General features: G+C 51.5%; 14 protein-coding genes. 1 reads left to right on the top strand and 13 read right to left on the bottom strand.

What is annotated here, in order from left to right; all coding sequences use genetic code 11:
• Positions 1-86: 86 nt before the first annotated feature.
• From ACSVDI_RS04305 to uvrC, 4 genes are all read right to left on the bottom strand, one after another.
• A complete protein-coding gene (locus ACSVDI_RS04305) occupies positions 87-563 on the bottom strand; it encodes an ATPase (RefSeq protein WP_457945030.1) in 477 nt (158 codons plus the stop codon).
• Positions 560-1,057, bottom strand: coding sequence for a pantetheine-phosphate adenylyltransferase (gene coaD, locus ACSVDI_RS04300; RefSeq protein WP_457945028.1), 498 nt, complete (start codon positions 1,055-1,057; stop codon positions 560-562). The genes ACSVDI_RS04305 and coaD overlap by 4 nt, the downstream gene beginning before the upstream one ends.
• Positions 1,054-1,605: a 16S rRNA (guanine(966)-N(2))-methyltransferase RsmD gene (gene rsmD, locus ACSVDI_RS04295; protein WP_457945026.1), complete on the bottom strand. Its 552-nt coding sequence runs from the start codon at positions 1,603-1,605 to the stop codon at positions 1,054-1,056. Before rsmD ends, coaD begins: the two co-directional genes overlap by 4 nt.
• Positions 1,606-1,717: 112 nt before the next feature.
• Positions 1,718-3,571 carry an excinuclease ABC subunit UvrC gene (uvrC, locus tag ACSVDI_RS04290; protein WP_457945024.1) on the bottom strand — a complete coding sequence of 618 codons (1,854 nt, stop codon included), beginning with the start codon at positions 3,569-3,571 and terminating at the stop codon, positions 1,718-1,720.
• A 304-nt stretch (positions 3,572-3,875) separates the two neighbouring features.
• Between uvrC and ACSVDI_RS04285 the strand changes: the two genes are divergently transcribed.
• On the top strand, positions 3,876-4,259 hold the full coding sequence (locus ACSVDI_RS04285) for a VOC family protein (protein ID WP_457945022.1): 384 nt from the start codon (positions 3,876-3,878) through the stop codon (positions 4,257-4,259).
• 77 nt (positions 4,260-4,336) lie between these two features.
• Here the strand turns inward: ACSVDI_RS04285 and ACSVDI_RS04280 are convergent, their stop codons facing one another.
• The 9 genes from ACSVDI_RS04280 to ACSVDI_RS04240 form a co-directional block, all read right to left on the bottom strand.
• Positions 4,337-4,600 (bottom strand): HPr family phosphocarrier protein, encoded by a 264-nt coding sequence (locus tag ACSVDI_RS04280; RefSeq protein WP_457945020.1) that lies wholly within the window; start codon positions 4,598-4,600, stop codon positions 4,337-4,339.
• Between the two features lie 248 nt (positions 4,601-4,848).
• Positions 4,849-5,604 carry a tRNA (guanosine(37)-N1)-methyltransferase TrmD gene (trmD, locus tag ACSVDI_RS04275; RefSeq protein ID WP_457945018.1) on the bottom strand — a complete coding sequence of 252 codons (756 nt, stop codon included), beginning with the start codon at positions 5,602-5,604 and terminating at the stop codon, positions 4,849-4,851.
• The gene (gene rimM, locus ACSVDI_RS04270; protein ID WP_457945016.1) at positions 5,594-6,109 is read right to left on the bottom strand and encodes a ribosome maturation factor RimM; all 516 of its coding nucleotides are present in this window, start codon (positions 6,107-6,109) and stop codon (positions 5,594-5,596) included. Before rimM ends, trmD begins: the two co-directional genes overlap by 11 nt.
• A 224-nt stretch (positions 6,110-6,333) precedes the next feature.
• Positions 6,334-6,567, bottom strand: a complete 234-nt coding sequence (locus tag ACSVDI_RS04265) for a KH domain-containing protein (protein WP_457945014.1) — start codon at positions 6,565-6,567, stop codon at positions 6,334-6,336.
• Positions 6,568-6,582: 15 nt separating this feature from the next.
• The gene (rpsP, locus tag ACSVDI_RS04260) at positions 6,583-6,825 is read right to left on the bottom strand and encodes a 30S ribosomal protein S16 (protein ID WP_457945012.1); all 243 of its coding nucleotides are present in this window, start codon (positions 6,823-6,825) and stop codon (positions 6,583-6,585) included.
• 114 nt (positions 6,826-6,939) lie between these two features.
• Positions 6,940-8,268 carry a signal recognition particle protein gene (ffh, locus tag ACSVDI_RS04255; RefSeq protein ID WP_457945010.1) on the bottom strand — a complete coding sequence of 443 codons (1,329 nt, stop codon included), beginning with the start codon at positions 8,266-8,268 and terminating at the stop codon, positions 6,940-6,942.
• A gap of 32 nt (positions 8,269-8,300) precedes the next feature.
• Positions 8,301-8,663: a YlxM family DNA-binding protein gene (gene ylxM, locus ACSVDI_RS04250; RefSeq protein WP_457945008.1), complete on the bottom strand. Its 363-nt coding sequence runs from the start codon at positions 8,661-8,663 to the stop codon at positions 8,301-8,303.
• Positions 8,664-8,786: 123 nt separating this feature from the next.
• Entirely contained in the window at positions 8,787-9,458 is a 672-nt protein-coding gene (locus ACSVDI_RS04245) for a hypothetical protein (protein ID WP_457945007.1), read from the bottom strand.
• A 202-nt stretch (positions 9,459-9,660) separates the two neighbouring features.
• Positions 9,661-12,039 carry an endonuclease MutS2 gene (locus ACSVDI_RS04240; RefSeq protein WP_457945005.1) on the bottom strand — a complete coding sequence of 793 codons (2,379 nt, stop codon included), beginning with the start codon at positions 12,037-12,039 and terminating at the stop codon, positions 9,661-9,663.

Raw genomic sequence — 12,039 nt, 5'->3', positions numbered from 1 at the left:
TGACAGTTAAATTATTGTAACCTTCGGCTTAAAGCAAAAATAAAAACACGCTGCACATGCAGCGTGTTTTTATTTTTGCTTTAAGATTAGGTTTGACCGGAACGCTGTGACGCTTTGATGTTCTGCCGTGCCTTCCGGAGCTCCGCGAGGTTCGCAGACAAAGCGTCGTCCGTACGTTTCATCAGGTCGTCTATGTAATCATTGGACGCTTTGCGCATTTCACGGTGTTTTGCCTGCGCCTGTGCAAGCAGTTCATTGGCCTTTTGCTGAGCCTGGCGGACGATTTCATCCTGATTGACCATGGTTCTTGCCCGTTCTTCCGCCACTCTTATAATGGTTTCGGCCTCATGCTTCGCGTCGTTAATAATCTGGGCGCGGTCGGCGCAGATTGCTTTTGCCTGGCGGATTTCCTGCGGAAGGCAGTCGCGGATTTCATCCAGAATCTGCTTGACCTCTTCTCCATCCAAAACGGCGCGTCCCCGGCTGAGCGGAAGGCTCCAGGCCTTTTCCACCATATCGTACAGCTCGTCCAGCAAATCCTCCACATTCAACTGTTCACTCATGAAAATTTCCCTCCTTCTTCCCGAATTCTGGCATTAATATCTTCCAAAATACATTCTGGAACGAAATTGGAAACATCCCCACCGAAGCTTGCAATCTGTTTTACCACACTGGAACTGAGAAACATGTTTTCGGCGCTGGTGGTTAGAAACACGGTTTCCAGTTCCGGATTCAGTTTTTTATTGGCAAGCGCCTGCTGAAATTCATACTCAAAATCAGACAGCGCCCGAAGGCCTTTGACAATAATCTTAACGTCGCGCTGCCTGGCGTAATCCGCAAGCAGGCCGTCAAATCCCACGATTTCGACATTGTCCATTCCTTCTGTGCAGCGTTTGAGAAGCTTGATCCGTTCCTCCACGGTAAACATGGTGCGCTTTGCGGGGTTTACCATTACTGCCACGATGGTTTTGTCAAACATGACACGCGAGCGGTTGATAATATCCAAATGCCCTAAAGTAACCGGGTCAAAGCTTCCCGGACAAATCGCCGTTTTCATTCTTCGGTCACATCCTTATGTTTGTATAACGTCAAAATAATCTTACCGTACCGATAAGAACGTGCCCGCACAAAATCGCCGGCTTCCGGTGCAAGCTCTTCGTCGGCAGGATGCTCACAGAGAATGATTCCGCCCCGGTTCATCGTTGCCGCCACCATTGGAAGCGCACGCTGCAGCAGCCCGGTGCGGTAAGGTGGATCCAAGAGCGCAATGTCAAACGGCTCGCGGTTCTGCATCAGGTAAGACGCAAAATCCAGATTCTTCACCACCGCGAATTCCGACAGACCGGTGGTTTCCAGATTTTTCTGCACAATTTCAATCGAGCTTTTCGATGCATCCACAAACACCGCTTGTCTTGCTCCTCGGCTGAGCGCTTCAATTCCCAGCTGCCCGGAACCGGCGAATAGGTCCAGCACCCGTCTTCCTTCTATTTGGAACTGGATGATGCTGAAAAGCGCTTCCTTCACCCGTTCTGGCGTAGGACGCACGCTTTCCCCTTCCAGCGTGGTCAGCCGCTTTCCGCGCGCTGACCCGGTGATTACTCTCATATGGAAATCTCCTTAAAATTACAAATTATGGGGGTTCTTTTCAAAAAGCGGGAAAGAATTCCTTTAACTGACATTATCCCATGGAAGAGCCCTGATGTCAAATGCTTTGTGCCTATTCCGCAGTTTCTTCGCCGCCGTGAAAATAATCGTACACCCGCTGTGCTGCCGGCTGGTTCATACCGGGAATCGCGGCAAGCTCCTCCAAATCGGCGTTGCTGACTGCGGCGACCGTTTTAAAGTGCTTAAGCAGCGCGCGGGCGCGGGTCGGCCCCACCCCTTCAATGGAGGTCAAGGTAGAGGAAATCGTCGTTTTTTTGCGCAGTTGACGATGATATCCAATGGCAAAGCGGTGCACCTCATCCTGAATGGACGAAACCAGTGTAAACGCCTTGCGGTTGGAATTAATCGCGATTTCTCCGCCGTCCCGGGCAATGGCGCGGGTACGGTGCTTATCGTCCTTCACCATGCCAAACAAGGGAATATTCAACCCGGCAGCCTCCAAAACCGGGCGCACCGCCGCCACATGGCCCTTTCCGCCGTCCAGAAGAATCAAGTCGGGCAAATGCCCGAACCCTTCTCCTTCGTCCTTGTGGGCTTCGTATTCCTGCAGCCTGCGTTCTATAACTTCACGCATGGAAGCATAGTCATCCTGACCAATTACGGTTTTAATTTTAAACTTGCGGTAGGCGGATTTCAGCGGCCTGCCATTTTCAAAGACCACCATGCCGGCCACATTTTCCCCGCCTGCAAGGTTTGAAATATCATAGGATTCAATATAGTTTGGCGGCTGTTCCATGCCCAGCAGGCGGCCCAGTTCATCCAGAGCGGACGCCTCGCGCCCGGTGCGGTTTGTCGCCTGCGCCAACTGCTCGGCGGCGTTGTTGCGGCACATTTCCACAATCTGCGCCTGTTCCCCTTTCTGCGGCACGGAAAGCGACACCTTTCTTCCGGCCTTCTGCGTGAGCCATTCCCCCAGCAGATCGGCATTTTCCACCCGGCCATCCAGACAAACACGGGGCGGAATCCGGTCGCGCATCGAGTAGTACTGTTCGAGAAATTCCCCGCGCGCAGCAGATGGATTGCCGGTTTCCCCCATCAGGAAAGTTTCTCGGTCACAAAGGCGGCCGTTTTGAAAGCGGAACACTTCAAAGCAGCTGGATTCCGGCCCCTGTGCCAAGGCAATCACATCCTGCTCCGGCACTTTGGCCGCAACCACCTTTTGTTTGTCCGCCATCCGTTTAATCGCGGTCAGGCGGTCGCGGATTCTGGCGGCACGCTCAAATTCCAACGCCTCTGCCGCCTCTTCCATGCGCTTGGTCAGTTCCCGCACACTTTCTGCGCTTCCGCCGCGCAGAAATTCAACGGCTTCCGTTACCGCTTCGTTGTATTCCTTTTCACTTACCTTCCCCGTACAGGGAGCACAGCACTGGTTGATATAGTAATATAGGCAGGGACGCTCCTTGCCAATATCCTGCGGAAACCGCCGATTGCAGGAGGGCAGCTTGAAAATCTTCAGCGCACCTTCCACGGATTCCTTCGTAGCCCAAGAGCTGATATAAGGCCCGATGTAGTTGGCGCCGTCGTCCAAAATCTGTTTTGCCTGGGAAATGCGCGGCCACGGACCGGACGTCACCTTGATATAATGGTACCCCTTATCGTCCTTCAGCAGAATGTTATATTTGGGCGTATGCTGCTTAATCAGGCTGCATTCCAGCACCAACGCTTCAAACTCGCTGTCCGTAATGATATATTCGAAATATTCCACATTGGCAACCATGCGCCGTACTTTCTCATCATGGTTCTTTTCCGAGCCAAAGTACTGGCTGACACGGTTTTTCAGCGCTTTTGCCTTGCCAATATAGATTATCTTTCCCGATTTGTCATGCATCATGTAAACACCGGGATTCAACGGAAGACGCATGGCCTGACGGCGCAGTTCCTTAATATGCTTCTCGTGGTCAGTCATGGGAACCTCCTTGATTGCAAAATACTTTTGAAGGAATCCCTTCGGAACGTTCTTCCTAGGTCTTTCCTTTATCAAAAATTATACGAATTTAGACAGTAATTTCCATATATGATATGATAAAATAGAAAAGAGTAAAATTCATATTTCATTACCCGGGGCAGACTTCATAAACAGGCCGTTTCGCCGGGAAACTGGACTTTCCGTCCACAATGGGGGCAAGAGAAAATAACATAAAGTATATCAGGCTGAATTTTCGCAAAAACACCATATATTATAGCAAAGCTTTTATTTGGGAGGAAACTGCATGAAAATTAGTCACGTCGCGCTTTTTACCACAGACCTAGAAATAATCCGGAATTTTTATGAAACGTACTTTGGCGCGGTCGCCGGTCCAAAATATCAAAATATAAAAACTGGGCTGGAAACATATTTTCTAAGTTTCGGTGACAATACCCGTCTTGAAATTATGACGCAGCCCCTGCTGCAGGAAGAGCGGCAGTCCGCTCCGCATACCGGATGGGCACATCTGGCCTTTCAAGTGGGAAGCAAAGAAAAAGTGAATGAGCTGACCGAACAGCTCGCCTGCGACGGATACCAAATTTTAAGCGCCCCACGCGTCACCGGCGACGGGTATTACGAAAGCTGTGTGGCGGACCCGGACGGAAACCGCGTGGAAATTGTGGAGTAGCGCAGGTTTGGATTTCACCGTTTTCCAGGGAATACAAAAAGCACCGCCGATTGAGCGGTGCTTTTTCTTGAAACAGATTATTCAGCAAAACCGGACTGAACCAGTTCCACAAGACTGTTTACAGCTTCTTCTTCATCGGTACCGTCCGCAATAATACGGATGGTCGTCCCGCCGACAATTCCAAGTGACAAAACACCCAGCAAGCTTTTTGCGTTGACACGTCTTTCTTCTTTTTCCACCCAGATGGAAGATTTAAACTCGTTCGCTTTCTGGATAAAAAATGTAGCTGGACGAGCATGGAGCCCAACCTGATTCTGAACAAGGACTTCCTTCACACACATTTCGATTCCCTCCTATGCAAAAAGATAACTTACAAGATCATATACAAGTACAAGCAAACTTAAGATCGATACTGTAATAGTTTAAAATAATTATAACACATCCTGAAAAGCCGTCAACTAAATTGAAAAACTTTGGATTGATAACCGAAGACACGGTTTTATGTTATGCCGTTATTTGTGCAACATGCTATTATTGTTGAAAACTTTTGTTTTGTCTGCCATATGAATTGACGGAGACAAGGCTTTTTTCAGCATTCATCTTCGGCATTTTCCCTGGATTTTTCCAGTTTTTCGAGAAATTCGCGGTCCTGCTGTGTCAAATCAGCGCATTTCAGAAGTTCCGGCCTTTTTTGCGCCGTACGAAGCAGTGACTGTTCGCGGCGCCACTTGCGGACGTTTTCATGATGCCCCGAAACCAGCACTTCGGGCACCTGCTTTCCCCGCCAGTCCGCAGGACGGGTGTACTGCGGGTATTCCAGCAGACCGTTAAAATGGCTCTCTTCCTCAAAGCACTCCGGGGCGGACAACACCCCGTCGATCATGCGGCTAACCGAATCCGCCAGCACCAGCGCGGGCAGTTCACCGCCGGTCACCACATAGTCCCCAATCGAAATTTCTTCGTCCACAAATTCTTCTAAAACGCGTTCGTCGATTCCCTCGTAATGGCCACAGAGGAGCGTCAAATTTTCATACCCGGCAAGTTCTTTCACATGCTTCTGGGTCAAAGTTTTACCCTGCGGGGAAAGATAAACAATATGCGGCTTTTTACCGACCTGACGGATGACATCCTCCAGGCACAGCGCAATCGGCTCCGCCATCAGCAGCATCCCCATGCCGCCGCCGAACGGGCTGTCATCCACACGGTTATGCTTGTTGTTTGCAAAGTCGCGAATTTGATGGCAATATACCTGCAGAACACCTTTTTTACGGGCTCGTCCAATAATGCTTTCCGCCATAACGGCTTCGCACATTTCCGGGAAAAGCGTGACAAAATCAATCCTCATCGTCAAAAATCCCCCGAATTGGCCGAATCAACATTTTATTGTCCTCAAGATTAACATTTATGATAACGCTCGGTATGGCGGGAATCAGATAATTTTTACTGCTTTCCGAAGTAATCTGATAAACGTCATTTGCGCCGGTTCTCATAATTTCTGTCAGCTTACCGTAATAAATAAAATTATCGGCATTATAAACATCCATCCCGATCAAATCCTGCATAAAATAGCGGCCTTCCTCCAGTTGCACGTCTGAACGGTTCAGGTACAGGATTTTTCCGCGCAGAGTATCCGCCTGTTCCACTGAGTCAATGCCTTTCAGCCGGAGCAGCAGAAGCGATTTGTGAACACGGGAAGAAACGACCTCCAGCTTTTGAGCGCCCCGGTCAAAATACATTGTTTTCAGCGGAAGTAAAAATTCCGCGGAATCGCACCATGGCTGCACGCGGATTTCCCCCTTGACGCCGTGGGTGCCAACGATTTTTCCCGCTTCCAAATATTGATTCAGCATACCGTCCTCCTGATTTTCGCCGCCGCGGCGGCATAATCCCGTTTTTACGGGTGGTTGCAAAATAGCCTGACGAACAACCGGCAAAAGCAATTTTCAAAACGCCCGCCGGTGGTTGCTAACAAAGAATGAAAAATGTGGGCCTTTCCAATTGGCCCACAAGCATTTTGAAAAAGGTGCTGCAAAATGAATCATCATTCATTTCACAGCACCTTCCGGTTTCGCGATCAGTCAATTTCCACTGAAATTTTTTGGTCGGCACGAGTTGCCGCCGCACGCATAACGATACGAATCGCTCTCGCAATGCGGCCCTGCTTGCCAATCACACGACCCATGTCGTTTTCTGCCACATGGAGGTGATACACGACCGTTCCAGTTTCATCGGGCTCATCCACGTCCACCGAAACGGCGGACGGTTCTTCCACAAGACCCTGAGCAATCGCTATGAGCAGTTCTTTCATGGTGCATCCTCCGCTTTACAGAACGCCTTGTTTCTTCAACAAAGCCTTCACGGTATCGGTCGGCTGTGCTCCGTTCGCAATCCATTTCTTTGCCTTTTCGGCGTCTACCTTCACAACAGAAGGCTCTTCCAGCGGGTTGTAATAGCCGATTTCTTCAATGAAACGGCCGTCACGCGGAAAACGGGAATCGGCGACAACTATACGATAGAAAGGAGCCTTCTTGGCGCCCATTCTGCGCAATCTGATCTTTACTGCCATAATTAATGTTCACCTCCACGAATTAATCGGGGAATTTCCCCTATCTTCACCAAAAGGAGTATCCTTATTGGATGAATTCACTTAAAATATACCATTTGTATTGCTTTTTACCACTTAGAATGGCGGCATTCCCATTCCACGGAAACGACGCTTGCCCATGCCTTTCAGCTGTTTCATCATTTTCTGGGTCTGTTCCAGCTGCTTCAGCAGACGGTTTACATCCTCCACTTTCATTCCGCTTCCCGCGGCAATCCGGCGCTTGCGCGACGGGTTAATCAGCGAAGGCTTTTCCCGCTCCTCCGGCGTCATGGAAAGGATCATGGCTTCGGTGCGGTCCATAATACGATCGTCGATGTCAACATCCTGGAGCTGTTTATCCATTCCTGGGAACTTGGAAAGAACCTTTTTCAGCGGCCCCATTTTCTTGATTTGTTCAAACTGGTCCAGCATATCGTTGAAATCCAGCTTGTTTTCCAACATCTTGCGGGCGGTTTGTTCGGCCGCCTTGCGGTCGATTTTGTTCTGCGCTTCCTCAATCAGGGTCAGAACATCACCCATGCCAAGGATACGGGACGCCATGCGGTCCGGGTGGAACACTTCCAGGTCTTCCAGCTTTTCGCCCGTACCGGCAAACTTAATCGGCTTGCCCGTTACCGCGCGGACGGAAAGCGCCGCGCCGCCGCGGGTGTCGCCATCCAGCTTGGTGAGAATCACGCCGGTGATATCCAGCAGTTCGTCAAAGGACTTGGCCACATTGACGGCTTCCTGACCGGTCATCGCGTCAACCACCAGCAGAATTTCATGCGGGTGCACCGTATTTTTGATATTCTTTAACTCATCCATGAGCACTTCGTCGATCTGCAGACGACCTGCCGTATCGATCAGCACCATGTCGTTTCCGTAATCTTTTGCATGGGCAACCGCAGCCTTTGCGATCTTCACCGGGTCTTCCTTGCCCATTTCAAAAACCGGAACCCCGGCTTTAGAGCCTACAACCTGCAGCTGTTTAATAGCCGCCGGGCGGTAAATATCGCCCGCCACCAACAGAGGACGGTGCCCCTGCTTTTTCAGCATGAGCGCCAGTTTGCCAGCGTGGGTCGTTTTACCGGCGCCCTGCAGGCCGCACAGCATGATAATTGTTGGCGGGGAAGAAGGGCTGTTCAGCCGCGCGTTGCTGCCGCCCATTAAAGAGGTCAGCTCTTCGTTGACGATTTTAACCACCATTTGGGCAGGGGTCAAGCTTTCCATAACCTCGGAACCCACGGCACGCTCGCTCACTCGGTTGGTGAAATCTTTCGCGACTTTATAGTTTACATCCGCTTCCAGAAGAGCAAGGCGGACTTCCCGCATTGCCTCCTTGACGTCGGCTTCCGTTAATTTTCCCTTGGATTTCAGCCGCTTAAACGCGGCGTTCAGCTTGTCGGCAAGGCCTTCAAACGCCAATGCGGTTCCTCCTTTGATTTGAATTAATGGGTTTATTCACAAAGCTTCTCTGCAATTTCAAGGATCCGCCCGGACTGAAGCTCCAGGTCGCGTGAATTGACAGAGTGCTGATTAATCTGCCGAATCTGGTTTGCGGCGTCCATAATCTCTTCCAGACCGTTCCGCATTTCACGGAAGCGCTTCACAAGGCCGAGGCGTGCTTCCATTTCCAGCAGCTGCGTTTCCGCACGCTTAATGGAGTCGCGCACACCCTGGCGGGTTATTCCCTCGTTGTCCGCAATTTCCGAAAGGGAAAGGTCATCATTGTAATAATACTCAATCACTTCACGCTGCTTTTCAGTCAGCATGTCGCCGTAAAAATCGAGCAGAAAAGAGATCTCAAGATTCTTTGCCACGTGCACACCCCCGCTGAAAGAGTGTAAAGTGATTTGCTTTACAGCTATGAATTATACAATAAAAAAGGCCGTTTGTCAAGAGGCAACGGCCTCTCCATAAAATTTTTCATGGAAATTTACAGCTTATTGAAATAACTTCAGCAGGTCGGGAAGCGACTGCACAATAAATTCCTTGAATTTATTCGGGTCCCCCGCTACACTGACTATCAGTTTTTGGTCAAAAATTTCCATACCGGTAATCTGAATTCCCGTAAAGCTGCTGTAATCCCCACCCATTGCCGCGGAAGTATCCAGATACACCAAATCGTCTTCCACGAAAAAGCCATCGGGAAGATAATCCTTTGCCAAATTCAGCGCAAAGGCCGTGGGTACAGGAAGCCTGCCGATGCGAACCGAACTGAATTTCAAAGCCAGCTGCTGCCGGGAAAGGTCAAACGCAGCGCTCCCATGCGCGGTTACGCCAACGCGAATTCCTTTGTAATTTACGGGCATATAGAGTTCCAGCGTGTTGTCCGGCTGAATTTTGCACTGCGGCGGCATAGTTTTGTAGCTTGCGGAAAGAAAGCCGTTCAGCTCCTGTTCGCTGATTTGAGCGGGTTCCTTATTCAGCGCGGCCGCGCCCAGCTTGGTCAGCACAGTTCCCGAATCCGGATTGGCCGGAACGGAATCACGGCCGGGGTCGTTCAGCGCCAGCAGCGCAAAAATACCCAGCAAGGCAAACAGACCGACAAGAACCGAAAGCACAATCAGCCACGGACGTTTCTTCTTCCGTGGCTCTTCCACCATACGAAGCATGAAGCCGCCTCCCATATGTTACGGGAGCGTGCTCCCGTTCAAAAAGATTTTGGAATGCTTAGGGGACGACGGATTCCGCCTGCCAGGCAGCCATTCCATGCCGTGGGGCGCCCGTGGCGGACCGATCCGCGTATCCATAAAAAATGATATGCCCGTTTTGATGGTATTATCCGTATTGATTTTCTGATGAAACCAAAACTTTTTATTTCAGCTCCACAATGGTTACGCCGGACTCACCCTCCCCGAATGTTCCAAGCCGATAGCTTGCCACACTGGGGTGGCGCTTCAGGTGCTGCTGCACCGCCGCGCGGAGTGTTCCGGTGCCTTTGCCGTGAATAATGGTAAGCATATTGACTCCGGTCAGCAACGCGGAATCAATAAAGCGATCCACATTCATCAGGGCTTCCTCCGTGTTCTGCCCGCGCAGGTCCAGTTCGGTCATCACTTTGGCCTGTGCCCTGCCGGTGACATTGCGGGTGATGGTGCGCCGCGGCTGCTGCTTCGGCTTTTCCTGCACCAGACGAAGGTTGGAAAGCGGTACGCGGGTCTGGATAATACCCGCCTGCACCAGCACCGTGTTAGAATTGCCTTCCGGCAGCTTCAGCACGGTCGCTTTTTTATCAATGTCGAAAATCAGGACCGTATCCCCCACCTTAAGCGGGCGAGGCAAAACATAAGTCCCCTGTTCTTTCGCATGAACCGGGTCGGCGGCATCCTCCAAAGCACGCAGGTCGGCTTTCAGCTTAGCCTTCTGTTCACTGGAAAGCGCCTTGTTCTGCTGCTTTTTCAGTTCTTCCATCTCATTCAGCATTGCGTCGATCTGGCTGCGTGTGCGAGCCACCAGTTCGGCGGCGCGGCGGCGTGCTTCTTCCATTTCCCGTTCCGCCTTTGCCTGAATCTCATCCCGGATTTTCTGCGCCTCGCGCTTCGCACGAGCGGCTTCCAGCCTTGCTTCCTCCGCTTTTGCGCGTTCAGATTCCAGGCTTTGGCGGCTGGTTTCCAGCCGCTGCACCACGTCTTCAAACCGGGCATCTTCCCCGGAAACCAATTCCTTCGCGCGGTCAACAATTTCCTCGCTCATGCCAAGCCGCCGGGAAATGGCAAATGCGTTGGAACGGCCCGGCACACCAATGAGCAGACGATAGGTGGGGCGCAGCGTGGTTACGTCGAATTCGCAGCAGGCGTTTTCCACACCCGTCGTTTGCAGTGCATATACCTTAAGCTCCGCGTAATGCGTGGTGGCGGCGATTTTTGCACCCTTCTGCCGGAGCGCTTCCAGAATAGCCATAGCAAGCGCCGCGCCTTCCACTGGGTCGGTACCCGCGCCAAGTTCATCCAACAGCACCAGGCTGGCGCTGCCTGCTTGATCGAGCACATGGATGATGTTCGTCATATGCGCGGAAAAAGTGGAAAGGGATTGTTCAATGCTCTGTTCGTCGCCAATATCGGCCAGAACCCGATCAAAAACGGAAATCCGACTGTTGTCCGCCACCGGAAGAAGCAGGCCGCATTCCGCCATCAGCGTAAACAGGCCGATCGTTTTCAGCGTTACAGTTTTACCGCCCGTGTTCGGTCCGGTAATGACCAGTGTATCAAACCCGACACCCAATTCTATGTCCGTCGGGACAACTTTATCCGCCGGAATCAGCGGATGACGTGCTTTTTTTAATAATATTTCGCCCCGGTCGTTCACCTGCGGCAAACTGGCCTTCATTTTATAGCCGAGATTCGCCTTAGCAAAAATGAGGTTCAGCTCCACCGCCGCCTCATAGCTGCTGATGATGCCTCCCGCAAAATTGCCCGTTTCTGCAGAAAGCTCCGCCAGGATGCGCTCCATTTCCTTCTGCTCTTCAGAAAGCAGCACTTTAACCTGGTTGTTCGCTTCCACCACGCTCATGGGCTCCACAAAAATGGTCGCCCCGCTGGCCGAAGTGTCGTGTACCAGGCCCGGAACTTCCGCACGGTGCTCCGCCTTAACAGGAACCACAAAGCGCCCCCCGCGCAGGGTGACAATCGGATCCTGCAGATACTTCTGATACACGGGGGAATGGATCATTTTATCCAGCTGTTCGCGCGCGCGGGTCGATGCGGCGCGGATTTTCCGACGGATGTCTGAAAGGCGCGGGGAGGCGTTATCCGCCATCTCCTCCTCGGAAAGAACCGCGCTGGTAATGCGGTCTTCCAGATATTTATTCGGAACCAGCGATTCAAAACGCCAGTCCAGTATGCTTTTTACTCCTTCGCTTTTGGAACGCCATTCTACAATTCCGCGCAGGGTACGCAGAACGCCCGCCACACGCAGCAGTTCCCCCATCGTCAGGGTGCCGCCCGCCTCCGCACGGCGCAGGGAATTACTCACATTGCTCAGTCCACCGAAAGAGGGTGAGCCGAAGCGCGCCATCAGAGTATGTGCCTCATCCGTTTCGCCCAGCAGCCGCTGCACTTCGGAAAGCGAGGTAGACGGGGTTAAATGCAGCGCAAGCTCCGCGGCATCGTCGCACGCGGTTTGCTCCGCAAGCAGTTTTAAAATTTTATCGAGCTCAAGCGCCCGCCAATGTCTTTGGTATTCCTGTTCCAACAT

It is taken from the genome of Caproiciproducens sp. LBM24188 (assembly GCF_054130445.1).
The sequence above is the reverse complement of the archived record's forward strand: the minus strand, read 5'-3'. Positions and strand labels throughout refer to the sequence as shown.